Here is a 24,179-nt window from a genome sequence, read left to right on the forward strand (position 1 = left end):
ACCGGCCCGACCCCAACGCGCCCACCGCCGCGGCCGCCTCGGCCGAGCGCGCCAAAGAAAAGAAAATGACGGTGGCCGACTACCGCAGCATGCTGGCGAGCGCGGAAGCCACGCTCGCCAAAACCCCCAACGACGCCACCGCCCTCTTGCAGCGGGCCAAAGCCAAAAGCTACCTCAAGCAGTACCCGGCCGCCATGGTCGACTACACAGCCGCCATTCGCTACCAGCGCAACAACCCCGACGCGTACTACAACCGAGGCGTCAACCGGCTGATGATGAAGCAGTACAAAGCGGCCACCAGCGACTTCAGCGGCGCCCTCAAGTACCGCCCCGACGACAAGGAGTCCCTCTTTGGCCGCGGCGTGGCCAAGATGCAGATGTACCAATACAAGTCGGCGGTGGTCGACTTCACCAAAGCCATTCAGCTTGACTCTGCCTACGCCGACGCCTGGGAGTACCGCGGCATCAGCTACTCGTCGTTCGACAGGCTCTTCGAAGCCCGCCGCGACCTGGAGCGGGCCGCCAAGCTGAACCCCGAAGCCGCCAAAAGCCTGCGCCGCTACGTGGGCAGCGCCGACGTCAAAGAGCCCATCAAGCCCGCGCCGACGCCGCGCGCTCGACCTACCACAGGTAAAAAGTAGGGACTTTGATATATTCCATATACTAAAAGCAAGGTTCTGCTCATCTGGCGGGCGAGGTGCTTCAGCTGCGCGCCCGCCAGATGAGCAGGACCTTTTTATAATCTTATTACCCGCTCGCCTCACTTCCCGCCAAACAGCAGCTTGAAGTAGAAGCTGGGCTGCCGCAGCCGTTCGCGCAGGTCCAAATCCATGAACATGGCAGAGAGGGTTTCGGCCAAAGTGGGGTTGTTGATGGCCCGGTTGGCGACGATGTTGAACAGGCTGGGGTAGTTGAGCAACCGCTGCATCACGCGGCTCAGGCGCAGCTCCTGCCAGAGTCGGTTGTATACCGCTTTGTCGTAATTCTTGAGGAATTCGGCGCAGCAATTGGCGGTGGTGACGGCCTGGGCCGCCCAAATGGCGGCGTGCCGCCCGCTCACCATGGCGTGGGAAATGCCCTCGCCGCTGAACGGGTCGATGAGGGAGCCCGCGTCGCCCAGCAGCAAGTAGTTGGCACCCGAAAGCGCCCGCCGCTTCGAGCCCAGCGGCAAGCCAAACCCGCGCACCGGCCCCAGGCGCTCGGCCTGGGCAAAGCGCGGAGCCAGCGCAGGATGCGTGGCCAGCATCTCGTCAAGGCGCTGGCGCAGGTTGATTTTCTTGTCCGATACCGTCTTCGAAAGCATGCCGACGCCCACGTTGGCCTGCCCGTTGGGCAATGGAAAAACCCAGAGGTAGCCGGGCAGAAAATCCTTGATGAAGTGCAGCTCGATGAAATTATCGGGACTCAGGCCGCTCACGTTGCGGTAGTAGGTGCGCAGCCCGGCGCAGTGGTGGTCGGGCTCGAGGGCGTGGCCGGCCACTTTGCGGGCAAATTCCGACTGGGCCCCGTTGGCGACGAGCAGCAGGCGGCAAGTGGCGATTTTCTGGCCGGCTTTGTCGAGCAACTGCCACCCCGTGGCGGTGCGCTCGGTGCGGGCCACGTCCACGTTTTCGCGAAAGTCAATGGTCGGCCGCTTCCGGACTTCCTCCACCAAGAAGTTATCGAAGTCGATGCGTTTGGCGATGTGCCCGGCGGGTCGGTCGCTGGTTTTGTCGAACTTGGGTTTAAACGGAATGCCCAGCTGGCGGCCGTTGGGGGCAAAGAAGTCGATGCCCCAGCTGGGGATTTGGGCCGGCAAGGCTGCCAGCTGCTCGTGCAAGTTGGCGTCGATGCGTTTTAACTCGTTGATGACCTTGCCGCTGAGGGCATCGCCGCACACTTTGTCGCGGGGGAAAGCGGCACGGTCCAGCAGCAGGCAGGGCTGGCCGGCGTTGGCGAGGTGCAGGGCGGCGGTGGCCCCGCCGGGCCCCGCGCCCAAAATGCAGATGTCGTGATGAGGCATAGGAGCGGCGAAGTTAGCCTGCGGTAGCGCGGACTTTTAGTCCGCGAATCAGAACAAGGCGGGCGCGGACTGAAAGTCCGCGCTACTTACCTTCGCCCCATGACCCAAACATTGACCGGAAAAGTGGCCCTAATCACGGGCGCTTCCAAAGGAATTGGCCGCGCCATCGCGGCGCATTTTGCCCAACTGGGCGCTCAAGTGGCCTTCACCTACCTCTCGTCCGTCGAGAAAGGCCAAGCGCTGGAAACTGAGCTTGCCGCCCACGGCACCAAAGTAAAAGGCTACCGTTCCGACGCCTCCGACTACGCCCAGGCCGAAAAGCTGATTGAGGACGTGGTGGCCGAGTTCGGCAAGCTCGACATTCTCGTGAACAACGCCGGCATCACGCAGGACGGCCTGCTCATGCGCATGAGCGAGCAGCAGTGGGACCAGGTGCTGAACGTCAACCTCAAGTCGGTATTTAATCTCACCAAAGCCGCCACCAAGCCCATGATGCGCGCCAAAGCTGGCTCCATCATCAACATGACCAGTGTGGTGGGCATCAAGGGCAACGCCGGGCAGGCCAACTACGCCGCCAGCAAGGCCGGCATCATCGGTTTCACCAAGTCGGTGGCGCTGGAGCTGGGCTCGCGCAACATCCGCTGCAACGCCATTGCCCCCGGCTTCATCGAAACCGAAATGACCGATGCGCTGGACCCCAAGCAGGTGGACGAGTGGCGCAAGGCCATCCCGTTGAAAAGAGGTGGCCGGCCCGAAGACGTGGCGAAGGCGACGGCGTTTCTGGCGTCGGATGACTCGGCCTACATCACCGGGCAGGTGCTTCAGGTGGATGGCGGGATGCTGACATAATTGTGAGAAGAATGAATGAGCAGGAAATTTATCCGCATCAATAAATTTCCTGCTCTAATTCCCATTCAGCAAATGGCGGATTTTCTGTCTTGCCATCCCAAATTAATAGGCGCTCATTTGCCCGCTTTAGTGCATAATCTGCATTAAGCGGGCATTGATTTTTATCTACTTCCAAAACATTAGTCCATATAGCAAAAGCAGGAACTGCAGCTGTCCCACAGCCATTAAGTCCCGGCACATAATCCTCCGTTAATGGAATGGGAAAGCTATTGTTGCAAAAGCAGTAGGCTAACTTTAAAAACTCCCTCCAAAAAGGCGTATGCATTGAAGACGTAAAATGCGCTTGTGCGTTCAAATAAGCAACAGTTGCATCTCCCTTCTGGAGGTCAACCAAATAATTGGCTACTAGACGCTCGTTATCAACGAAATCCATGTCATCGACCCGCGTAGCAGCAAAAATCTTAAAGCAGTTGTACAGCAACTGCCGGTCGGCCAATACTACTTTCAAATAGTCAATGTCCGCCCCTAATAATTGATTGAAGGCCATCGTACCCTTGAAGAAGTAATACACAAAGCATTGGATTTCAAGCTTTATTTCTTCGCTGATTTTCATCGTCATTCTAATCTAACGCAAGGCCATTTTTAGCAAAAATATGTACCGCCGGCTGCTACTACTCCCTTCCCTGCTCCTAGCTGCCTTCGCCATCGCCGCCTACCCGCGCCTGCACCGCAAGTTGCTCCGCTTTCAAAACTACCGCGCCGCCGAAGCCGCTACCGTCCAAATCGCGCCCCAGCTCCGCGACGGCGACCTAATCTTCCACACCTCCCTCTCGGCCCAAAGCCGGGCCATCCAGCTGGCCACGCACTCGCCCTACAGCCACTGCGGCATTCTCTATCAGCAAAATGGCCAGTGGCATGTTTTTGAAGCCGTGCAGCCGGTGAAGCTCACGCCGCTGACTGCTTGGATAGCACGAGGCAAGGGCGGGCATTTCGTAACCAAGCGGCTGCGCGACGCGGCCACCGCCCTTACGCCTGACGCGCTGGCGCGCATGAAAACAGCCGGGATGCCTATGCTGGGGCACAACTACGACTTGTATTTTGGCTGGTCTGACGACCGGATTTATTGCTCGGAGCTCATTTGGAAAGTGTACGAGCGGGGATTGGGCAGGCGCATCGACCAGCTGCAACAGCTCCGCGATTTTGATTTGAGTAATGCAGCCGTGCAGGCCAAGCTGAAGGAACGGTATGGCAAGCAGCTGCCGCTGAGCGAAACTGTCATTTCGCCGGCCAGCATCTTTACCAGCCCCGAACTGGTGACCGTGCTTGCGCGTTAGCATTAGCCGGCCGGCGTACCTTGCCAGTACCATTCATTCCACCATGTCCACCATCACGCTCACCCTCGACGACGAGTTTGTAGCCCAGGCCGAGGCGTATGCCCAGCGCACGGGCACCGACTTAGCTACCTTATTCACTGCTGCCATGCGGCCACTTATTGCCCAGCCCCCACGGCATCGGCGGTCCATCTCCCCGGCGGTGGCGGCCCTAGCCGGCAGCTTGCCCGTGCCGCCGGATTTTGACTACAAAACAGCCCTTGGCGACGCACTGATGGAAAAGTATTTATGAGGCATTACCTACTCGACACGAATGTTCTCATTGATTATTTAATTAACCGGGAGCCTTTTGGCAGCAATGCTATTGAACTGATAGAGGCTGGGGCCAGCGGGGAAGCCCGCTTCTATGCGGCTAGCCTCTCGTTTACCAATATTGAGTACGTTACCCGTCGGCTGACAACCGCCGCGCATGCCCGCCAGTTGCTAAAGCGCTTGGTGCCAATGGTAGACATCCTCGCCGTAAATGCTGCCATTATCCAACAGACGCTTGACAGCGACTTCACTGATTTTGAGGATGGCATTCAATATTTCACCGCCCTGACCGAGCCAGCCATTCACGCCATCGTTACCCGCGACCCAAAAGGTTTTCGGGTGAGCACGCTGCCTGTCATTTCAGTAGCGCAAGCCCTTATTGAATTGGATAACCTAGCCTAAACCGGGCGAGTGTCCCGTTATTATTTCCTCACTCGTTTGCTGACCACTCACTATTCTTCCTGGTTTATTCTGCTGTGCCTGGCGGTGGGCGCCGGCTACGCGGCCCTTCAATACTCGGCCAAAGCGCCGTGGAGCAGGAACCTGAACTACGCGCTGGCGGCCTTGCGCTTCGTGGTGGTCAGCTTCTTGTGCTACCTGCTGCTGGCCCCGTTCATTAGAACCACCACCACGCGCACCGAGCAGCCCACGCTGGTGCTGGCCGTCGACAACTCGCAATCCGTCGAACTCTTCACGCCCAGAAGCGTGCTTGCGCAGGCCACCACCGGCCTGGCTGGGCTGGCCCAAACCTTGCGCGACAAAGGCTTCACCGTGGAGACTCGCTCGCTGACGTCTACGCCCGCTCGCCCGGCCCGGCTCGATTCGCTGCGGTTTGCGGCTGCCACCACCGACATCGACCAGCTACTGGCCGGCACACGCGATGCCCACGACGGCCGCAACCTGGCTGGTGTGGTGCTCGTCTCCGACGGCTTGGTAAACCAAGGCCGCAGCCCGGTTTACTCTGAATTCAACTTTCCGATTTACAGCGTGGCCGTGGGCGACACCGTGCCCAAGCGCGACCTGCGCCTGACCGGCCTCACTTACAACCGCGTGGCGTTCAGCGGCAATAAGTTTCCCATCGAGGCCGAATTGGGGTTTGAGGGCTACGCCGGCGGTACGGCCACCGTAGAGCTGCGCGACGGCAACCGCGTGCTTGACACCCGCCGGGTGGCCCTGCCCGCCGGCCGGCGCCGGGTGCGGACCACCTTCCAGCTCACGGCGCCCGCGCCCGGCAAGCGGCGCTACAACGTGCTCGTGACGCCGCAGCCCGGCGAGTTCACGAACCTGAACAACCAGCGCACCGCCTTCGTCGAAATCGTGAAGGGCAAGCTGCGCGTGCTGCTGGCCGGCGCCGCCCCCCACCCCGACCTGAAGGCCTTGCGCGCGGCCATCCTTGCCAACGACAACTTCGACCTAACCCTGGCCTTGCCCGGCGTGGCTCCGCTGCTGGCCAGTGCCGACTTCGACGTGGCCATTCTGCACCAGCTGCCCGCCCAGGGCGGCTTGGGCAACGACATTCTGGCGCAGGTAAAGGCTAAGCGCACGCCGGCGCTGTACATCATCGGGGCGCAGTCGGATTTGGGAAGCTACAACCAGCTCGGCACGGGCCTGACCATTCAGCCCCGCGGCTCGCAGACCGACGACGTGACGCCGCTGCCCAACCCCGGCTTCGCGCGCTTTGCTACGGATGAAGAGTCGGCCCGCCGCTACGCGCAGTACCCGCCGGCGCCCGTGCCGTTCGGGGACTTGCGCTTGGGCACTGGCGCCGAGGCGGCGCTGTGGCAGCAAGTGGGCCGCGTGCCCACCCAAAAGCCGCTGCTGGTTTTCGGCGGCCCCACCGACCGCCGCCAGGCCACTCTGCTCACCGACGGCAGCTGGCAGTGGCGCCTGAGCGAAGCCGTGGAGCATGAGGACCGCCCTGAGGCCTACGACCGCCTCATCATCCGCACGCTCCAGCTCCTCACCCAGAATGCCAACAAAAAGCGCCTCGACGTGTACCCCACGCAAGACGCCTTCGGCACGCAGGACGACGTGACGCTGGGCGCCGAAACCTATAACGCGGTTTTTGAGCGCCTCTACAATCAGAAAATTGACCTCACCCTGACTGACGCGCAGCAGAAAACCCGTCGCTTCTCCTTCGCCAATGCCGAGGACAGCTCGCCCCTGCGCCTGGGCCCGCTGCCGGCCGGCCTCTACCGCTACCAGGCCCGCGCCACGCTGGGCGGCCAGCCCCAGCAGGACGCGGGCGAGCTGCTGGTGCAGTCGCAGCCCCTGGAGGCCCTGGAATCGAAAGCCGACCACAACCTGTTGGCGCAGCTTTCGCGCCGCAGCGGCTCGCAGCTCTACTACCCCAACCAGTTCGACAAGCTGGCCCAAGACATCATAAAAGCCAATTACAAACCCGTCATCACCGCCGAAGAAGACCTGAAGGACCTGATAAATTTGAAGTGGATTTTCTTCGTGATACTGGCCTTTTTGACGGTGGAATGGGCCGTGCGCAAATACTCAGGAAGCGTGTAGCTCAGCTTTATTGGTTCGTCCTGCCGCGCCGCCGTGGCATCTTGCGTGCGGGAAGTAGCCCAAGCATCAGCATTGGTTGTGACCCGCGAGATGCCTCGGCCGCGCGCAGCATGCCTCTGCTTTTTCTTTTTAGCCGACAGGCCAAACAGTACGTCCGTTTAAAGTAGAAACCCTCGCGGCACGTCCTCCCTCGTACTTTACAGAAGCACTATGAAAATACGAGCCATAATCACCGGCGCCACGGGCATGGTGGGCGAGGGCGTCCTGCTCGAATGCCTGCAAAACCCCAACGTGGAGCACGTCCTCGTGCTTACCCGCAAACCCACCGGCCGCAGCCACGCCAAGCTGACCGAGCTGCTCGTTCCGAATTTGCAGGACCTCAGCGGCGTCGAAAGCCAGCTAACGGGTTACAACGCCTGCTTTTTCTGCGCTGGCATTTCCTCGGTCGGCATTTCGAAGGACGAATACGAGCGCATCACCCACGACCTGACCTTGCACGTGGCCGAAACCCTGGCCCGCCTCAACCCGGCCCTGACGTTCGTCTACGTATCGGGCGCCGGCACCGACAGCCGCGAGCAAAGCCGCCTGCACTGGGCCCGCGTGAAGGGCCGCACCGAAAACGAGCTCCTGGCCCTGCCCTTCCGGCGGGCCTACATGTTCCGGCCGGGTTTTATGCGCCCGCAGGAAGGCCAGAAAAACGTACCCAAACTACTAGGCGTCATTGACTTGCTCTACCCCATTGTGCGGCGGCTGGCCCCGCGCTACGCCTGCACCCTGCAGGAGGTGGGCCGCGCCATGATTGCCGCCGCCCGCAACGGCGCCCCCAAGCCCGTGCTGGAGGTGCTGGATATTGTGGCCCTGGCCCACGGCAAAGCCCCGGTGCAGGCATGAGTTCATCTCTAAAAAACCTCCTCATGGCATCGAGCGGCATTCTCGGCACCCTGCTCATCGCAGTGGTGGCCTTCACCAACCTCAGCCCCCAATTGGGTGGCACTCCAACCCGACCGGAAAAGGAGGCCTTCGCAAAATCGGGCCATTACCAGAAGGGCGAGTTTGTGAACCTGATTCCGACCAAGGAGCTTACGGGCGGAAGCACGGCGTCGGTGATGTGGAAATTCCTCTTTCGTAAATCGCCGAAGGCTGCCCCCCCTGGCCCGCTGCCCATGCGGCCGCTCGACTCGCTGGCCATTGTCAACAAAACGCCCGACATCGTGCGAGTGACCTGGTTTGGCCACTCGGCCAGCCTGCTGGAAATTGCCGGCCAAAACATCCTCCTCGACCCCATGCTTAGCGTCGAGATGGGCCCCGTGAGCTGGGCGACGCCCAACCGCTACAACCGCGAGCTGGTCATCACCCCCGAAAAGCTGCCGTACATCGCCGCCGTGCTCATTTCGCACGACCATTACGACCACCTCGACTACGCCACCATCAGCAAAATCAGGGACAAGGTGGGGCAGTTTTACGTGCCGCTGGGCATCGGGGCCCACTTGCGGGCCTGGGGGGTGCCCCGTGAACGCATCACCGAGATGAACTGGGGCGACCGGGTCACCCTGCCCAATTTGCAGCTACACTGCACCCCCAGCCGCCACTTTTCGGGCCGTGGCCTCACCAACCGCAACTCCACGATGTGGTGCTCCTGGGTGGTGCAGTCGCCCACGAAACGGGTGTTTTACACCGGCGACGGCGGCTACGGGCCCCACTTCGCGGCCATCGGCCAGCAGTACGGGCCGTTTGATTTGGCCGTGGTAGAATGCGGACAATACGATGCGGGCTGGGCCGAAATCCACATGCGCCCCGAGCAAAGCGTGCAGGCCGCCCGCGACGTGCGCGCCGCCGTGATGCTGCCCGTGCACTGGGGCGCGTTCACCGAGGCCCTCCACGCCTGGAACGAGCCCGTGACCCGCGCCACCGCCGAGGCGGCGCGCCTGGGCCAGGTCATCACCACGCCGCACCTGGGCGAGCCCGTAACTTTGGGCACTGCGCTGCCGCAGGAACGGTGGTGGGAGTAGCGCGGACTTTTAGTCCGCGCCGCTTTGTTCTTACTCGCGGACTAAAAGTTCGCGCTACCCTATGCGCTACCTCCTCGTCAACAAGCCCTACGAAGTCCTCACCCAGTTCACCGACGAGCACGGCCGCGCCACGCTCAAGGACTTCGTGCCCGTGCCCGGGGTGTACCCCGTGGGCCGGCTCGATTTCGACAGCGAAGGCCTGCTCCTGCTCACCGACGACAAAGGCCTGCAACACCGCCTGAGCGACCCCAAATTCAAGGTGCCGAAAACCTACTGGGCGCAGGTGGAAGGCACCGTGTCGGAAGAAGCGCTTGAGAAACTGCGGCGGGGTGTGCAGATTAAAGAAGGCCTCACCGCCCCCGCGCAGGCCAAAGTCATGCCGGAGCCGGCCGGGCTGTGGGAGCGTAGCACGCCCATCCGCTTCCGGGCCAACATTCCCACCAGTTGGCTGGCCATTACCATTTCGCAGGGCATGAACCGGCAGGTGCGCAAGATGTGCGCCGCCGTGGGCCTGCCCTGCCTGCGCCTCGTCCGCGCCCGCATCGACGAGTTGGAGTTGGGCGAGTTGGCCCCCGGCCAGTGGCGCGAGCTGGCCCCGGAAGAATCCCGGAAGCTCAAAGCGAAGTTCTCGGCCACCAAGAACCCGGCAAACCGCAAGGTGGCCGTGAAAGGTGATAAAGGACCGCAACCCGCCTCGCAGCGCCCGTTAAAGCCTTAACCGTTATTTAGCGTCATTTTCTGTCTTTGAACGATGTAGAGACGCAACATTTTGCGTCTCGTCGTTGAACGGCCTGGGCTGTGCCGTTCACACGTCATCGTTCAAGCACCGTCGTTCAACGACGAGACGCAAAATGTTGCGGCTCTACAATCGTTCAGGTCAACCCAAATTGAAAAAACGCGCCCGCCTTCGCCCGCTTCTACTGCTTCTGCTCATCGGCTTCACCGCCCTAAACGCCGTGGCCTTCTTCCACGCCTGGCGCTTCACGCACTTCGCCAACGAGCCTGGCTTGCACTCGCCCAACCCCGAGCAGCTCAGCCCCGGCCAGAAGCTCTGGCTGCTGCTCACCGGCATCCGCAACCCCAAGCCGCAGAACGGCCCCAAGCCCAGCTTCCCAGTCGAAACCGTTACCATCGCCAGCCCCAACGGCCCGCTGGAGGCCTGGTTCGCCCGCCCCGACAGCGGCCAAGCCCGCGGCACGGTGGCCCTGTTTCACGGCTACACCAGCAGCAAGTCGCACCTCACCCACGAGGCCGGCTATTTCCGCCGCTTGGGCTACAACGTACTGCTCGTGGACCAAGCTGGCAACGGCAATTCCGCTGGTTTCCGCACCACCGTGGGCCACCATGAGGCCGATGACGTGGCGGCAGCATTCCATTGGCTACAGGATTCAACCAACAAGTCGTCAGGCTCCCCTCTCCTGGGGAGAGGGGCTGGGGGTGAGGTAATTCTTTACGGCGTGAGCATGGGCGCCGTGGCCATCCTTCGCGCCGAGGCCGAGCTAGGCGTGCGCCCCAGCGCCAACATCCTCGAATGCCCCTACGGCAACATGCGCCAAACAGCCTACAACCGCTTCGAGTCCATGCACGTCCCCGGCTTCCCGATGGCCGACTTGCTGGTGTTTTGGGGCGGCGTGCAGAATGGTTTTTGGGCCTTCGGCCTCAACGCCGAGCGCTACGCCAGCCAAATCCACACGCCCACACTCCTGCTCTGGGGCACCGCCGACCCGCGCGTGACCCGCGCCGAAACCGATGCCATTTTCACCAACTTAGCCGGCCCCAAAGCCCGGCACGACTTCCCCGGCGTAGGCCACCAGCCGTACTGGAAGCGTTATTCGGCGGATTGGGAGCGGGAGGTGCGAGGGTTTCTGAGTTCAACTACGCAGCGGCTAACTCAACCAGCCGTGAAATAACCTTGCTATAGAGGTTGGCGACGTTCCACTCTTTGGTGTCCGAAACCTGTCCGTCGCCAACCTCGATTATTATGGGCTGGCCCATCTTAGTGTAAGCCACGTCTACCGTATAAAACCAGCGGCTTGCCAAAGCTTTCAGCGCGGGCCTCAGTCTCTCCGGAAAGGGAGTTTCTTTGGTTCCAAAGGCTTCATTCCCTACCACGAAAAACCGCTGCTCCGGTTGGTCCGACAATTCAATAAATTCTCGCACCAGCAGCAAGTCTTCCGGCGCAATCTCCTGCTTGCGCAAAAGAGCATCAAATTCGAGGCTCGAAGAAATAACCGAGTCTGAGCCAAACGATTTACTCGTCCCTTTGACAAAGCAGCGTCCGTTGCGCATTAAAAAGGAGTCTATAGCTACCTGCGCGGCGCTAGCGGCAACTATGTTACTCTGTGGAGTGAATGGTGTGATTGCATCATACCAGCCAGTCGCCTGATGCGAGGCCAAGTACAAATCAGTTGAAACCAGCAGCGGCGTCATATCTACCAGTTGCTGATACTCTGCGGCTGGCAGCATCCAGCCCCGATACAGAGTAGCATACTCCGGGTTGGGTTGCTGATAAAGCTTTTCTTGGTCTGCGTCAAATAAGCAAACCAAGTGACCAGATTGTCGCGCAACGTCCATTTCTTCTTGCCACATCGGGTCAACAAGGCGTTGATAAGGAAGGCTTGGGAGTATGACGTTGAGCATGGGAAAAGCAACTTTCAAATGCAAAGACTAGACCAGCCCAATTCTGCATCCCTGTCAGGCCCACCCCACACGCCCGCGCCCTTTCCCGCCACCACGTCGCATAACCGCGGCCCTTGCCGGCAATCGGTGACAATCTGTCACCAAATCCACGCTGGTACGTTGCTTGTAATCCCCCGGTAGCGGCTGCAAAGCTGCTTTCAACCTGACACATTCCACCAATAACCAACACACCCACCTCATGGGCAAAATAATCGGCATTGACCTCGGCACCACCAACTCGTGCGTGTCCGTAATGGAAGGCAACGAACCCGTTGTTATTCCCAACAGCGAAGGCCGCCGCACCACCCCCAGCATCGTCGCTTTCCTCGACGGGGGCAAGGGCGAGCGCAAAGTGGGCGACCCGGCCAAGCGCCAGGCCGTGACCAACCCCAAGAACACCATCGCCAGCATCAAGCGCTTCATGGGCCGCAACTTCTCCGAGGTTTCGACCGAGAGCAAGTACGTCGCCTACGACCTGACGCCTGGCTCCAACAACACGGTGGCCGTGAAAATCGGCGACCGCAACTACACGCCGCAGGAAATCTCGGCCATGGTGCTTCAGAAAATGAAGCAGACCGCTGAGGACTACCTCGGCACGACGGTGACCGAAGCCGTTATCACGGTGCCCGCTTACTTCAACGACGCCCAGCGCCAGGCCACCAAAGAAGCCGGTGCCATCGCCGGCCTCGACGTGAAGCGCATCATCAACGAGCCCACGGCGGCCGCCCTGGCTTACGGCTTGGATAAGAAGCACAAAGACCAGAAAATCGCCGTGTACGACCTTGGTGGTGGTACGTTCGATATCTCAATCCTGGAGCTCGGCGACGGCGTGTTTGAAGTACTGAGCACCAACGGTGACACCCACCTCGGCGGCGACGACTTCGACCAGGTTATCATCAACTTCCTGGCCGACCAGTTCAAGTCGGACAACGAAGGCCTCGACTTGCGCAACGACCCCATGGCCCTGCAGCGCTTGAAAGAAGCCGCTGAAAAAGCCAAAGTGGAGCTTTCCAGCTCGACCGAAACCGAAGTAAACCTGCCCTACATCACCGCCACGGCCTCGGGCCCCAAGCACCTGGTGGTGAAGCTGAGCCGCGCCAAGTTCGAGCAGCTCGCCGACGACCTCGTGCGCCGCTCAATGGAGCCGGTGAAAAAGGCCCTGCAAGACGCTGGCCTCAGCACTTCGGACATCAACGAGGTTATCCTCGTGGGTGGCTCGACCCGCATTCCCCGCATCCAGGAGGAAGTGGAGAAGTTCTTTGGCAAGAAGCCTTCGAAAGGCGTGAACCCCGACGAAGTGGTGGCCATCGGCGCCGCCATCCAGGGCGGTGTACTGACCGGCGAAGTGAAGGACGTGCTGCTGCTTGACGTGACCCCGCTTTCGCTCGGCATCGAGACGATGGGCGGCGTGATGACCAAACTCATCGAGTCGAACACGACCATCCCGACCAAGAAATCGGAAACCTTCTCGACGGCTTCGGACAACCAGCCTTCAGTGGAAATCCACGTGCTGCAAGGCGAGCGCCCGCTGGCCAACCAGAACCGCACCATCGGCAAGTTCCACCTCGACAGCATCCCGCCTGCACCCCGCGGCGTGCCGCAGATTGAGGTAATCTTCGACATCGACGCCAACGGCATCCTGAACGTAACCGCCAAGGACAAAGGCACCGGCAAAGAGCAGAAAATCCGCATCGAAGCCAGTTCCGGTCTGAGCGAAGCCGACATCAAGCGCATGCGCGACGAAGCTGCTGCCAACGCTGACGCCGACAAAGCCGAAACCGAGCGCATCAGCAAGGTGAACGCCGCCGACTCGATGATTTTCCAAACCGAGAAGCAGTTGAAAGAGTACGGCGACAAGCTGAGCGGTGGCAACAAAACCGCCATCGAAGGCGCGCTGGCCGACCTGCGCAAAGCCCACGAGAGCAAAGACCTCGGCGCGATTGACACGGCCATGACGGCCATTAACGCCGCCTGGCAGGCGGCCTCGCAGGAGATGTACGCTGCAGCCGGCGCCGATGGCCAAGGCCAGCCCGGCGGAGGCTTCCCCGGGGGCGACGGCCAGTCGGCCAACGGCAACGGCCAAGGCCAGCCCGCTGACCACGTCACCGACGTGGACTACGAAGAAGTAGACGGCAAGTAATTCTTGCGAGTCGCTTGAAAGGAAAGGGCCCGGAGGCGCAAGCTTCCGGGCCTTTTTTCATGGGTAGCGGCTGAGCGTACTTTCGTGAAAAGCGCTAACTAGCAGCTTTAATTGAGGTTTGAGCTAATGAATGGATTTCTACCTTACCAATCTTTTGCGACGGAAGTAGTGGCGCAGCCATTGCTTGAGCTGTTGGAGCGGCACCGGGTGCCCGTTGAAACGGGCTGGGCCAAGCCGGACTTTGATGTCAGCATGGCCAACAATGCCACCGATACCCGTTTCGTGGTGCGCCTCCAGCAGGCTGATTTTGAGCGGGCGCGCGAGCTGGAGGAACAAGACAACGAGGCGCTAATGGACAATGCGCCTTCCGACCACTACCTGTTTGGCTTCGACGATGACGAGCTGTTCGACATTCTGGTGAAGCCCGACGAGTGGAACAGCTACGACGTCAGCTTGGCCCGGCACATTTTGCGGCAGCGAGGCCGCGAAGTATCGCCCGATACCATGCGGCTGTTGCGACGCAACCGCTTGGCCGAAATGACGAATCCCGAGCCAAGCCAGAAAGGGTGGATTTTGCTTGGCTACTTTTCGGCGGCCATCGGTGGCATCCTGGGCATGCTTATTGGCTGGCACTTGCACTACCACAACAAAACCCTTTCGGACGGCACCCAGGTGCGGGCCTTTTCGCCGCGCGACCGGGCGCACGGCTTTCGCATCCTGCTGCTGGGCATTGGGGGCCTCGTCGCTTCGATGCTCCTGCAGCTGCTGAAAAACTAACACGACTTGTCTCAAAGTATTCTGAGCAGTTGCGTAATCCTTGGCCGGCCCTTTCACGTAAGCGCGGCCACAGCAACCTGCATACCTTTTACCTATTGCCTCTATAGGCTTCCTTTTTTATGAAATTAACCTCTTCCCTCCAGCCTTTGCGCACCCTCACTTTTGGCACGCTACTCCTGGCAGCAGCCTCTTCGTGCAGCGTGAGCGAGCAAGTAAAAGACAAGCCCACCGGCAAGAACGTGTCGGCCGAAGCCCTCGAAAACGAAGCTTATACCCTGATGCAGTACCGCCTTAACTTCGTGGACGAAGCCAAGCTCGGCGGCCAAGACATCCTGTTTGTGCGCCAGGCCAGCGACATCGCCTCGGCCCAGCAAGCCCAGCTGCAAACCGCCCTAAAAAAAGGCAACCTGCCCCTACAGCTCAAAATGCGCGTGTACGCCCGCAACGCCAGCCCGACCAACGTGCAGCTCAAGCAGCTTGACTACAAAATCCTGCTCGACGGCAAGGAGCTGACGGCCGGCACCACCGGCCTCAACGCCCAACTAGAAGCCAGCGCCATCGAAACGCTGCCCATTGACGTGACCATGAACGTGAAACCGGCCCAGCTTGCCGGCAGCACCCCCGCCGCCTTTGCCGCCGGCTTCACCGATTTCACGGCCGCCAACCGCCGTCTGACTGTGCAAATTCGGCCCATGTACGTGGGGGCCAGTGGCCGCCAAGTGCCCGCGACTGCGTTCGAAACTGTGCAGCTAGTGACGGCCAAAAAAGCCGTTACGGTCAAGTAAAGACTCGCTCAAGCAGAGTTACACGCTTTGAAGCCGCGGCTGTAAAAGCGAAAAGCCCGTCACGCTTCGCGAAGCGTGACGGGCTTTTTCATTTGAGTCAACAGTGCGCTCACTGGATTTTTGCTTGCCAATCAGCTGTGCGCCGGCTTCGGGCTAATCATTGCCTTGGGCGGCATCGGCTACGCCTTCTTCTATCTTTTCCTCGATTTCCGCGTGGTCGTCGGCATCGGCTTTTTCCAGTTCTGCTTCTTGAGCGTGCCAGCCGTTGGGCTCGTAGCTGAGTCGGATGTAGATGGGAAAATGGTCGGAGCCGATGTGCGTGAGCCGCTCCAGGCGTTGGAGGCGGAAGTGGGCAGAATGAAAAACGTGGTCGAGCGGCCAGCGCAGGAGCTTGTGGTCGGCGTGAAAGGTGGGCAGTAGCCCGCGGCCTATGCGCGGGTCCAGCAGGCGCGAGAGGCGCCGGAACAGTTCGGACGTGTGCGACCACGCCACGTCGTTCAGGTCGCCAGCCACGATGGTGGGGCCGTCGTGATGCTGAATGATTTTGCCCACCACCAGCAGTTCCGCGTCGCGGCGGGCGCTGTTCTTCGACTCTTGCGGCGCGGGCGGCTTGGGGTGCAGAAAGTGCATGTTCACGGCCACGCCATTGGGCAGCACCGCGCAGCCGTGAAACGAGGGAATGTCGGAATCGAGAATGTACCGAATCTGGGGTTCGAGCAGCGGCAGCCGCGAAAACACCAGCATGCCGTAGGTGTTCGGCAGCGGCGCGTGGCAGGTGTAGGGGTAGGTTTCCTCGATGCGCTCCAACTGGCTCAGCCACCAGTCGTCGGTTTCCACGGCCAGCACCACGTCGGGCTGCAGGTTGTTGATGTGGCCCAGGCAGCGCGAAGCGTCGCGGTTGTACATGAGCACATTGGCCACCATCAAGCTGATGTGGTTGGCATCGTCGTCTTCGGGGCGGCTGGCGTCGGCCACCTGGCGGCTGTGCAGCGGCGTGTACGGCCAAATGCGGCTGGCCTGGTACCCCAAGGACAGGGCCAGGCTGCCGGCAAACGCAACGTCGCCCCACCCTTCGGTATCGGGCAGAAGCAAGGCCGCAATCAGGCTCAGTACCAGCGCCGCCACAATTTGCAGACGCGGAAAGTCGAACACCCGAATCCACCACGCGGTTTGGCGTAGCAACGGCAGCAGCGTGGCCACCACGGCCACGCCGCCTATCGCCCACACCGACCATTGGGCTGCAGTTAGCAACCCGGAGAGAAAAGTTGGCATAAAGGGGTAAAAGCGGGCTTACAAATCATCTTGAAAACCGCCTTTACGCAATTCTTCGATGGTCCGCATAACCCGGTCCTTAAGGGTGGTCCGATATTTTTCCAGCGCGTCGGCCAGCCGGGCGTTGTTGAGGGCCAGCATCTGGGTGGCCAGCACGGCCGCGTTGGCGGCGCTATCTATGCCCACCGTGGCCACGGGCACGCCGGCCGGCATCTGAATCATGCTCAGAATGGAGTCGAGCCCCTGGATGGAAATGGTGCTGTTGATGGGCACCCCAATCACGGGCAGCGTGGTAAAAGCTGCCACCATGCCGGGCAAGTGGGCCGCCCCGCCCCCGCCCGCAATGAGCACCCGCAGGCCGCGCTTCTTGGCGCTTTCGGCGTACTCCACCATGCGGTGGGGCGTGCGGTGGGGCGATACCAGGGTGATGTCGTACGGAATGCCGAATTGGCGGAGCACGTCGGCCGCCCCGGACATGATTTTTAAATCGGATTTTGAGCCCATGATGATGCCCACAATGGGGTTTTCGGTCACGGGACGGTCGTCGGAGTTGCCAGAAGAAGCAGCTGAGGAAGCGTCGGGAGTCATTGGGTGGGAAAACTGAACAGGCAAAAATGGTGAGCGCCGCCGGTAAGCTGCGCATTGAAGCGGCAAAATAGGGCTTTTCCTTCCGGCCAAGCGCTTCCCCTACCTTTGTTGCCTATGGAAATCCTCCTTGCCACCTTCACCACCCTGTTTTCCATCGTCAATCCGTTCAGCGCGATGCCGGTTTTCCTAACCCTCACCGCCGAAGACCGCGCCGCCGAACGGGCACGCACAGCGCTGCGGGCCTGCATCTACATGGTGGTCATCCTGAGCGTGGCCTTTTTTGCCGGGCAGTACATCCTCGACTTCTTTCACATCAACATTCAGCACCTGCGCGTGGCGGGCGGCATTCTGCTCATGCGCTCGGCCTTCGAGCTCCTCACTCCGGGTGCCAACCGCGACCGGGTGGGCCCCGATGCGCTAGAAGAAAGCAAGCAGAAGGACGACATCAGCTTTGTGCCGCTGGCCATGCCCATGCTGTCGGGGCCGGGCTCCATGGCCATTTGCATCGGCCTCATCCGGCCCACCTACGTGGACAAGGCGATGACGGTGCTCGGGTTTGCGCTGGTGGCGCTGGCGGCCTTCATCATCCTGCTGTTTTCGCTGCGCCTCACCCGGGTGCTCGGCAAGCCCGGCATGGCGGCCATGGCGCGCATCATGGGCTTCATCACGCTGGCCATCGGGGTCGACTTCTTCGCCACGGCCATTGGCGCGCTATTTCCTGGGCTGACGCGGTAGACTGTGCGTGATAAATAAGCAAATAAAACGTCATGCTAAGCGCAGTCGAAGCATCTCTACCGCACAAGTAATTGAATTTACTATCACGGTAGAGATGCTTCGGCAAGCTCAGCATGACCGTTACTATAAGTGCAGATGCGCTACAGAATCAGCTTGTAGCCGATGCCGCGGATGTTGACAATCTGCACTTGCGGGTCTTCTTTGAGGCAGCGGCGTAGGCGGGTGATGAACACATCGAGGCTGCGGCCGTTGAAAAAAGAGTCGTCGCCCCAGAGGTCGCGCAGCACCGTGGTGCGTTCCAGCACTTGGTTGCGCTGGTCGTATAGGCGCTTCAGCAGCTCGGCTTCGCGGTTGGTGAGGGCTTCTTCGTGGGTGCCCAGCCGCAGCTTTTGCTTGGGATGGTCGAACTGGTAGCGGCCGATGGCGAGCGGGCCGGCTGGTGCAGGCACGGCGGGCTGCCGCGAAAGCTGAGCTTTGATGCGCACAATCAGCTCGTCCATGCTGAAGGGCTTTTTCAGGTAGTCGTTGCCGCCCAGCTCGAAGCCGCGCACCACGTCGGCGGGCTGCGAGCGGGCCGTGAGGAAGAGAATGGGTACGGCTATGTTTTCCTTGCGGATTTGCTCGGCCAGCGAGAAGCCGTCGAGCTTGGGCATCATCACATCTGCCACCACAATGTCAGGGCATCGCTCACGGAAAAGCGCCAAGCCGGCCTCGCCATCCGCGGCCAGCTGCACCGCAAAACCACGGCTCTCCAGGCTGTCTTTGACGATTAAGCCCAGCGAGGGCTCGTCTTCAATGAGTAGAACGTTGGGCATGGATAGTGCTGGTTCTGGAAAAGAACGGTCATGCAGAGCGCAGCGAAGCATCTCGCGTGCTTAACTAATTACTGCCTGCGGGCGAAATGCTTCGCTGCGCTCTGCATGACAACCGTTTCTGTGTATGAAATAATAGCCTGTTCATTGTTGCGGAATCCACAGCGCAAACTCGCTGCCCTGGCCTTGGCTGCTCCGCACGCCAATGTGGCCGCCGTGGCGTTCTACCACTTGGCGCACGTAGTACAAGCCCAGGCCGAAGCCCTTCACGTTGTGCAGGTTGCCGGTGGGCACGCGGAAGAAACGGTCGAAAATGGCTTCCTGGTAGCTGGGCTCGATGCCGGGGCCATCGTCGGCCACGGTGAGGTGCCAGCCGCTGGGCTCTTGCCGCCCGCGGATGGTGATGGTGACGGCCTCTTTGGAGTACTTAATGGCGTTGTCGATGAGGTTGTTGATGACGTTGCCCATGTGCAGCTTGTCTACTTGCACCACGGCGGTGGGCGCCACCTGCACATCGAATTTCACCGGCTTAGCGGCTTGCAGCTGGTGACGGGCCACAATTTCGGCCACCAACTCGGCGGGCTGCACGGGTTCGGGAGCAAGCTCTAACTGCTGGCGCTCGTCCACGGCGATGTTGAGCACCTTCTCCACCAAGTCGGACAGGCGTTGCAATTCGTTGCGCGAGATGTTGAGGTAGGCCTGGGTTTTGGCGGGGTCGTTGAGGGCGCCGAAGTTCTGCATGGCCTCCACCGCCGCCGACACCGTGGCCAGGGGCGTTTTCAGCTCGTGCGTCATGTTGTTGATGAAATCGTTCTTGACGTCGGACAGCTTTTTCTGACGGATGATGGTACTCAGCATCAGTGTGAAGCACGCCGTGGTCAGGCCCAGCAACGCCACCGACCCGGCCAGCAGCCCGCCCATGCGCCGCAGGATGTGAAACGTGGGGCGCTTGAACGAGGCCCCCAACTGCCAGTTGTCCAAGGGGCGCACGAAGCTCAAGGGCACCAGCCGCGTGTGGTGGGTGTAGCCAGCCGGAGCCTCTATTTTTAGTCCGTAGCCGTCGGTAGGCCGCAGCAGGTTCACGGTGTCCAGCACAAATTCGGCGGCGGTTTCGCGGCGGCGCAGCTCGGCCCGGTAGCTGTCGGCTAGGCGACGGAGGTCGACGGTGGGCGGGGTAATGGAGGGTGGACCAAAAGGCCGCAGCATGGGCTGGCGGGCCGAGTCCCCTACCGGCAGCGGACGGCGAAATATGTGCCGCTCCACCACCGAGCGGCGGGGCACGGTTGCGGTATCGCCGGGAGTGCGCGACAGCACAATAATGCGGTTGGTGCCGCTGGAGTCCGTCTCCGTTCCCTGGGCCACCAAGCGGGTGCCATCGATGCTGACTCGGAATTTGGAGAAGTTGCCTTCCTCAATTTGTTGCCGCATGACCACGGCCAGCAACGCCTCGTTGGTGGTGCGGCTGAACTGCTCGGTGGCCAATTGATAGGTGTTGTAAAGCCAGTAGGCCTGAAAGCCGTTGATGCCTACCATGCACACCACCATGAGCCAAAAGATGTAGCGAATGCGGCGTTTCATGGGAAGTACGGGAACGATGGGTTGGCCAAACAAAAGTAAGCGTCTGCCCTGCTCATTTCGCGTCGTTAACACTATTTAACACAGTATAACAATACTTTACAAATCAAACCTGGTGCTTTGTAGCGTTCAATTCAACTCGCTCAAGTACCATGAAAAACGCTGCAACAACCCTAGTTCTCTCATTCGCACTCGGCCTGCTGGCGGCCGGCGTGGCCGTGGCCCAAACCAGCGGGCGCATCAGCTACGAAGCCACCCAGCGCGTGGACATGAGCCAGATGCGCATCGTCATCAACGGGCAGGTGGTGAAGCCCGGCAGCCCCGACTTTCCCACCGACATCCCCGAGTCGCGCAGCTTTGGGATGACGCTGGCCTTCGCAGGCAATTATGCCAAAGAAGAGCGCGAGGGCGCCAATGCCGTCACCCGCACCATTGTGAGCGAGACGGGTTCGGCGCCGGAGGTCATGAGCATTCCCCGGCCCGTAACCGAGGCCGCCTACCTCGACCTGGCCAACCGCACCACCACCACCGTGCTCACGGTGAAGAAGGACCACACCTCCACCGCCTACCGCAGCGAGGCGCCCATTGCTGCCCCCACGGGCTGGACGGTTTCCAACCAAACCAAGAAAATAGCCGGCTACACCTGCCGCAAAGCCACGGTGCCCTACAAAAAGGAAACCTACACCGTGTGGGTCACCACGGAGCTTCCCTTCACCTACTCGCCGGTACGCGAGCTGACGCCCGAGAAAGGCGTGGTATTGGCCCTGGAAAGCGAGCAAGAGCAATTCCGGGCGGCGAAAGTCGACCTGAAAGCCGTGCCCGCGGCCGAAGTGCAGCCCCTGGCAACGGCCCAAAAAGTGACGCCCGCCGAGCTGAAAGACGTGCGCGAAAAAGCCATGGCCGACTTCCGCCAGAAGATGATGGAAGGCGGCGGCCTGCGCGTCAATCGCAACTAATACCCCTGCCTTACCTACCCATGCGCCTTTTTCTGCTTTTCGGGTTGCTGCTCGGCTTGGCTACGGCCGGCCGGGCACAAGCCCCCACCCAGTCGGGTACCGTGCGCGGCACGCTGGCCGACTCCACCACCGGCAAGCCCCTGCGGGAAGCCTCGGTTTCGCTAACGCTGGCCAAAGATTCCAGCTACGTCACCTTCGGCATCACGGACGGCGACGGTCGTTTTGCGCTGAAAAACCTCGCCGTGGGCAATTACCTCGTGCAGGTATCGGCCCTGGGCTACCGCGCCCGGCTGATTCCGGTGGCCTTGACGCCCACCAGCCCCGCGCCCGACCTGGGCACCCTGCGCCTCGGCGTGCTGACCCAGAAACTGGGCGAAGTGGTGGTGACGCAGGAGCGGGCGCCCGTGACTGTGAGCGGCGACACCATAGCCTTCAACGCCAAATCCTTCAAAACGCAGCCCAATGCGGCGGTAGAATCGCTGTTGAAAAAGCTGCCGGGGGTGGAAGTGGACCGCGACGGCAGCATTCGGGCGCAGGGCCAGGCCGTGAACCGCGTGCTGGTCGATGGCAAGCCCTTCTTCGGCGACGACCCCAAAATGGCCACCCGGAACCTGCCCGCCGACATCATCGACAAGGTGCAACTCTACGACCAGCAGAGCGACCAATCCTCGTTTTCGGGCATTGACGACGGCAACCGCCAGCGCACCCTCAACCTGGTGACCAAGCGCGACAAGCGCAAAGGCTACTTTGGCGCTAACGGCCTGGGCGTGGGCACCGACGGCCGCTACCAGGCCCGCCTGGGCGTGAACCGCTTCAACAACGGCCGCCAGATTTCGGTGTTGGCGCAGGCCAACAACATAAACCAGCAAGGCTTTTCCGACAACGGCGGGCCAGCAGTGGCTGATTTCGGGCCGGCGCCTGGCGGGCCCGGCGGGGGCGCTGGCATGGTGCGGGTGCAAAGCGGCGGGCGCCAAAACGCGCCGGGCGCCAACAGCCAGCCCACCAACATCACCGAATCGGGCGCAGTGGGCCTGAACTACCGCGACGCCTGGGGCAAGCGCGCGGAAGTGGCCACCAGCTATTTGGCCAGCCGCGCCACCGTGACCACCGACCAGCAGATTCGGCGCGAAAACGTGGCCGGTGTGGCAGGCCGCGAAACCGGCACCCCACTCGTCACCGACCAAACCCTGCTGAACCGCAGCACCACCACCAGCCACCGCTTCAACTTCCGGCTCGACTATTTCATCGACTCGCTGACCTCGGTGCGGGCCACGCCCTACGCCTGGTGGCAAACCAACGACTTAAACCGGCAGAATCGGCAGCAGTCCAGCGCAGGCGGCCGCTTGCTGAACCAGGGCCAAAACGGCTACGAATCCACCATGGCAAACCCCAATGGCGGTGGCAACTTCCTGCTCATGCGCCGATTTGCTAAGTTGGGGCGCTCCTTATCAGCCAACCTCAATTCAACCCTAAGCGACCGCGACGACAACGCCCTCAACCGGGCCACCAACACCTTTTTCGATGCCAACGGCACGCCGCTTACGCAGCAGCTCAACCAGCGCATCGAGCAGGCCACGCCCGTGCGCAACAACGTGGTCAATCTGTCCTACGTCGAGCCGCTTTCCCTGCGCACCAAGCTGGAAACGCACTATACCTTCACCGATGCGCGCAACAACGGCCGCCGGCTGACCAATGATTTCAATGAGTTGACTGGGCAGTACGATTTGCTGAATCCGGGGCTCAGCAACGAGTTTACCAGCTTGTTTCAGGCCAACCGGACCGGGCTCACGCTGCAGAAGCGGCGCCTGCGCTACACCATCGGCGTGGGCTTGGATGCGCAGCGGGCCGATTTGGAGGTGCGCAATCTCTCCAACGACACTACCATTCAGCGCAGCTTTACAAGCTTGTTGCCCAATGCCTTGTTCAACTACACCGGCACCCGCAACCGCTCGCTGCGGCTGAACTACCGCACCCGCTTGAACGCGCCCACCGCCACCCAGCTGCAACCGGTGCGCGACAATTCGAACCCGTTGAGTATCCAAACCGGCAACCCTACCCTGCGCCCAGAATACGTGCAGTCCTTAATAGCCACGTATTCGCAATTCAACGCTGCCACCAACCGCAGCGTGTTTGGCCTGCTGAACGGCAGCCGCGTGGACGACCGCATCGTGTCGGCCACCAGTTTCAGCGAGCGCGGCGTGCAAACCACCCGGCCCGTGAACGCCGACGGCTTCTACAGCCTCACCGGTTTCTTGTCGCTGGGCCAGCGGCTGAGCGCCCACAAAATCAACCTCAGCCTGACCACCAACGCCAGCTTTATCAAGTCGCCGAGCTTGGTAAATGGCCTACCCAACGCTGGCCGCACTTGGAGCCTGGGCCAGGGCGCCAGCGTCAACTCGGCCTTCAACGAAACGCTGGAGTTTGGCCTCAGCGCCAACGTGACCTACCAAAACGCCGCTTACTCGCGTCTGCCCGAGCAAAACGCCACTTACCTCACCCAAACCCTCACCGCCGACGTGTTCTACCAGCTGCCCGCCCGCTTCGTGCTCACTTCGGACGTGTGGTACAGCAACAACACTGGCCGCGCCGCCGGCTTCAACCAGCGCATTGCCCTCTGGAACATTGGCCTGGCCCGCCAGTTCTTCGCCAACAAGCAGGGCGAACTCAAACTGCAAGCCTACGACGTACTCAAGCAGAACCGGAGCGTAGTGCGCAACACCACCGAAACCTACGTGGAAGACGTTCGCAGCCGCGTGTTGCAACAGTTTTTCCTACTCAGCTTCACCTACAATCTGCGGCACTTCGGCAAGTAATTTCTACCGTCATGCAGCGCGCAG

General features: G+C 61.0%; 23 protein-coding genes. 16 read left to right on the forward strand and 7 right to left on the reverse strand.

Annotated features, from left to right (window positions below; genetic code table 11):
* The coding region (locus VF629_RS18315; RefSeq protein ID WP_331059948.1) for a tetratricopeptide repeat protein at window positions 1-641 on the forward strand (641 nt) is incomplete at its 5' end.
* A gap of 119 nt (window positions 642-760) precedes the next feature.
* On the opposite strand, the gene VF629_RS18320 is transcribed toward VF629_RS18315, so the two are convergent.
* Complete coding sequence (locus tag VF629_RS18320) at window positions 761-2,002, reverse strand: geranylgeranyl reductase family protein (RefSeq protein ID WP_331059949.1); 1,242 nt, start codon at window positions 2,000-2,002, stop codon at window positions 761-763.
* 99 nt (window positions 2,003-2,101) lie between these two features.
* Between VF629_RS18320 and fabG the strand changes: the two genes are divergently transcribed.
* On the forward strand, window positions 2,102-2,851 hold the full coding sequence (fabG, locus tag VF629_RS18325; RefSeq protein ID WP_331059950.1) for a 3-oxoacyl-[acyl-carrier-protein] reductase: 750 nt from the start codon (window positions 2,102-2,104) through the stop codon (window positions 2,849-2,851).
* A gap of 37 nt (window positions 2,852-2,888) precedes the next feature.
* Here the strand turns inward: fabG and VF629_RS18330 are convergent, their stop codons facing one another.
* Window positions 2,889-3,464 (reverse strand): DUF7677 family protein, encoded by a 576-nt coding sequence (locus VF629_RS18330; protein ID WP_331059951.1) that lies wholly within the window; start codon window positions 3,462-3,464, stop codon window positions 2,889-2,891.
* A gap of 40 nt (window positions 3,465-3,504) precedes the next feature.
* On the opposite strand from VF629_RS18330, the gene VF629_RS18335 reads away from it, so the two are divergent.
* From VF629_RS18335 to VF629_RS18370, 8 genes are all read left to right on the forward strand, one after another.
* Entirely contained in the window at window positions 3,505-4,185 is a 681-nt protein-coding gene (locus tag VF629_RS18335; RefSeq protein WP_331059952.1) for a YiiX family permuted papain-like enzyme, read from the forward strand.
* A 43-nt stretch (window positions 4,186-4,228) separates the two neighbouring features.
* On the forward strand, window positions 4,229-4,474 hold the full coding sequence (locus VF629_RS18340) for a DUF6364 family protein (protein WP_331059953.1): 246 nt from the start codon (window positions 4,229-4,231) through the stop codon (window positions 4,472-4,474).
* Complete coding sequence (locus VF629_RS18345; RefSeq protein WP_331059954.1) at window positions 4,471-4,896, forward strand: PIN domain-containing protein; 426 nt, start codon at window positions 4,471-4,473, stop codon at window positions 4,894-4,896. The genes VF629_RS18340 and VF629_RS18345 overlap by 4 nt, the downstream gene beginning before the upstream one ends.
* A 36-nt stretch (window positions 4,897-4,932) precedes the next feature.
* Window positions 4,933-7,014: a VWA domain-containing protein gene (locus VF629_RS18350; RefSeq protein ID WP_331059955.1), complete on the forward strand. Its 2,082-nt coding sequence runs from the start codon at window positions 4,933-4,935 to the stop codon at window positions 7,012-7,014.
* 210 nt (window positions 7,015-7,224) lie between these two features.
* On the forward strand, window positions 7,225-7,905 hold the full coding sequence (locus VF629_RS18355; protein WP_331059956.1) for an NAD-dependent epimerase/dehydratase family protein: 681 nt from the start codon (window positions 7,225-7,227) through the stop codon (window positions 7,903-7,905).
* Entirely contained in the window at window positions 7,902-9,023 is a 1,122-nt protein-coding gene (locus VF629_RS18360) for an MBL fold metallo-hydrolase (RefSeq protein WP_331059957.1), read from the forward strand. Before VF629_RS18355 ends, VF629_RS18360 begins: the two co-directional genes overlap by 4 nt.
* A gap of 61 nt (window positions 9,024-9,084) precedes the next feature.
* Window positions 9,085-9,741: a pseudouridine synthase gene (locus tag VF629_RS18365; protein WP_331059958.1), complete on the forward strand. Its 657-nt coding sequence runs from the start codon at window positions 9,085-9,087 to the stop codon at window positions 9,739-9,741.
* A gap of 169 nt (window positions 9,742-9,910) precedes the next feature.
* Complete coding sequence (locus tag VF629_RS18370) at window positions 9,911-10,933, forward strand: alpha/beta hydrolase (protein WP_331059959.1); 1,023 nt, start codon at window positions 9,911-9,913, stop codon at window positions 10,931-10,933.
* Here VF629_RS18370 and VF629_RS18375 read toward each other — a convergent pair.
* On the reverse strand, window positions 10,899-11,681 hold the full coding sequence (locus tag VF629_RS18375; protein ID WP_331059960.1) for an ATP-grasp domain-containing protein: 783 nt from the start codon (window positions 11,679-11,681) through the stop codon (window positions 10,899-10,901). The two genes, VF629_RS18370 and VF629_RS18375, sit on opposite strands and share 35 nt — an antisense overlap.
* A gap of 220 nt (window positions 11,682-11,901) precedes the next feature.
* On the opposite strand from VF629_RS18375, the gene dnaK reads away from it, so the two are divergent.
* The 3 genes from dnaK to VF629_RS18390 all read left to right on the forward strand — a co-directional run bounded on the left by dnaK (window position 11,902) and on the right by VF629_RS18390 (window position 15,404).
* Entirely contained in the window at window positions 11,902-13,842 is a 1,941-nt protein-coding gene (gene dnaK / locus VF629_RS18380) for a molecular chaperone DnaK (RefSeq protein ID WP_414653904.1), read from the forward strand.
* A gap of 126 nt (window positions 13,843-13,968) precedes the next feature.
* The gene (locus VF629_RS18385) at window positions 13,969-14,619 is read left to right on the forward strand and encodes a hypothetical protein (RefSeq protein ID WP_331059961.1); all 651 of its coding nucleotides are present in this window, start codon (window positions 13,969-13,971) and stop codon (window positions 14,617-14,619) included.
* A 146-nt stretch (window positions 14,620-14,765) separates the two neighbouring features.
* Window positions 14,766-15,404 (forward strand): hypothetical protein, encoded by a 639-nt coding sequence (locus VF629_RS18390; RefSeq protein ID WP_331059962.1) that lies wholly within the window; start codon window positions 14,766-14,768, stop codon window positions 15,402-15,404.
* A 153-nt stretch (window positions 15,405-15,557) separates the two neighbouring features.
* Here the strand turns inward: VF629_RS18390 and VF629_RS18395 are convergent, their stop codons facing one another.
* Together VF629_RS18395 and purE are read right to left on the reverse strand one after the other, a co-directional pair.
* Window positions 15,558-16,676 carry an endonuclease/exonuclease/phosphatase family protein gene (locus VF629_RS18395; protein ID WP_331059963.1) on the reverse strand — a complete coding sequence of 373 codons (1,119 nt, stop codon included), beginning with the start codon at window positions 16,674-16,676 and terminating at the stop codon, window positions 15,558-15,560.
* Between the two features lie 18 nt (window positions 16,677-16,694).
* Entirely contained in the window at window positions 16,695-17,180 is a 486-nt protein-coding gene (purE, locus tag VF629_RS18400) for a 5-(carboxyamino)imidazole ribonucleotide mutase (RefSeq protein WP_331059970.1), read from the reverse strand.
* Window positions 17,181-17,378: 198 nt separating this feature from the next.
* Between purE and VF629_RS18405 the strand changes: the two genes are divergently transcribed.
* Complete coding sequence (locus VF629_RS18405; protein ID WP_331059964.1) at window positions 17,379-17,999, forward strand: MarC family protein; 621 nt, start codon at window positions 17,379-17,381, stop codon at window positions 17,997-17,999.
* A 140-nt stretch (window positions 18,000-18,139) separates the two neighbouring features.
* Here the strand turns inward: VF629_RS18405 and VF629_RS18410 are convergent, their stop codons facing one another.
* Entirely contained in the window at window positions 18,140-18,814 is a 675-nt protein-coding gene (locus VF629_RS18410; RefSeq protein WP_331059965.1) for a response regulator transcription factor, read from the reverse strand.
* Window positions 18,815-18,955: 141 nt separating this feature from the next.
* On the reverse strand, window positions 18,956-20,389 hold the full coding sequence (locus VF629_RS18415; protein WP_331059966.1) for a HAMP domain-containing sensor histidine kinase: 1,434 nt from the start codon (window positions 20,387-20,389) through the stop codon (window positions 18,956-18,958).
* Between the two features lie 149 nt (window positions 20,390-20,538).
* Between VF629_RS18415 and VF629_RS18420 the strand changes: the two genes are divergently transcribed.
* Together VF629_RS18420 and VF629_RS18425 are read left to right on the forward strand one after the other, a co-directional pair.
* Window positions 20,539-21,342, forward strand: coding sequence for a GLPGLI family protein (locus tag VF629_RS18420; protein ID WP_331059967.1), 804 nt, complete (start codon window positions 20,539-20,541; stop codon window positions 21,340-21,342).
* Window positions 21,343-21,362: 20 nt separating this feature from the next.
* Window positions 21,363-24,155, forward strand: coding sequence for an outer membrane beta-barrel family protein (locus VF629_RS18425; protein ID WP_331059968.1), 2,793 nt, complete (start codon window positions 21,363-21,365; stop codon window positions 24,153-24,155).
* The last annotated feature ends 24 nt before the right edge of the window (window positions 24,156-24,179 follow it).

The sequence above is a fragment of the Hymenobacter sp. genome (genome assembly GCF_036388155.1).
In the GTDB taxonomy this organism is placed as follows: domain Bacteria; phylum Bacteroidota; class Bacteroidia; order Cytophagales; family Hymenobacteraceae; genus Hymenobacter.

Excerpts from the sequence above, each read along its gene's own strand:
- VF629_RS18320 (WP_331059949.1), bottom strand. The coding sequence starts at position 2,002 with ATGCCTCATCACGACATCTGCATTTTGGGCGCGGGGCCCGGCGGGGCC.
- fabG (WP_331059950.1), top strand. The coding sequence starts at position 2,102 with ATGACCCAAACATTGACCGGAAAAGTGGCCCTAATCACGGGCGCTTCC.
- VF629_RS18330 (WP_331059951.1), bottom strand. The coding sequence starts at position 3,464 with ATGAAAATCAGCGAAGAAATAAAGCTTGAAATCCAATGCTTTGTGTAT.
- VF629_RS18335 (WP_331059952.1), top strand. The coding sequence starts at position 3,505 with ATGTACCGCCGGCTGCTACTACTCCCTTCCCTGCTCCTAGCTGCCTTC.
- VF629_RS18340 (WP_331059953.1), top strand. The coding sequence starts at position 4,229 with ATGTCCACCATCACGCTCACCCTCGACGACGAGTTTGTAGCCCAGGCC.
- VF629_RS18345 (WP_331059954.1), top strand. The coding sequence starts at position 4,471 with ATGAGGCATTACCTACTCGACACGAATGTTCTCATTGATTATTTAATT.
- VF629_RS18355 (WP_331059956.1), top strand. The coding sequence starts at position 7,225 with ATGAAAATACGAGCCATAATCACCGGCGCCACGGGCATGGTGGGCGAG.
- VF629_RS18360 (WP_331059957.1), top strand. The coding sequence starts at position 7,902 with ATGAGTTCATCTCTAAAAAACCTCCTCATGGCATCGAGCGGCATTCTC.
- VF629_RS18365 (WP_331059958.1), top strand. The coding sequence starts at position 9,085 with ATGCGCTACCTCCTCGTCAACAAGCCCTACGAAGTCCTCACCCAGTTC.
- dnaK (WP_414653904.1), top strand. The coding sequence starts at position 11,902 with ATGGGCAAAATAATCGGCATTGACCTCGGCACCACCAACTCGTGCGTG.
- VF629_RS18385 (WP_331059961.1), top strand. The coding sequence starts at position 13,969 with ATGAATGGATTTCTACCTTACCAATCTTTTGCGACGGAAGTAGTGGCG.
- VF629_RS18395 (WP_331059963.1), bottom strand. The coding sequence starts at position 16,676 with ATGCCAACTTTTCTCTCCGGGTTGCTAACTGCAGCCCAATGGTCGGTG.
- purE (WP_331059970.1), bottom strand. The coding sequence starts at position 17,180 with ATGGGCTCAAAATCCGATTTAAAAATCATGTCCGGGGCGGCCGACGTG.
- VF629_RS18405 (WP_331059964.1), top strand. The coding sequence starts at position 17,379 with ATGGAAATCCTCCTTGCCACCTTCACCACCCTGTTTTCCATCGTCAAT.
- VF629_RS18410 (WP_331059965.1), bottom strand. The coding sequence starts at position 18,814 with ATGCCCAACGTTCTACTCATTGAAGACGAGCCCTCGCTGGGCTTAATC.
- VF629_RS18415 (WP_331059966.1), bottom strand. The coding sequence starts at position 20,389 with ATGAAACGCCGCATTCGCTACATCTTTTGGCTCATGGTGGTGTGCATG.
- VF629_RS18420 (WP_331059967.1), top strand. The coding sequence starts at position 20,539 with ATGAAAAACGCTGCAACAACCCTAGTTCTCTCATTCGCACTCGGCCTG.
- VF629_RS18425 (WP_331059968.1), top strand. The coding sequence starts at position 21,363 with ATGCGCCTTTTTCTGCTTTTCGGGTTGCTGCTCGGCTTGGCTACGGCC.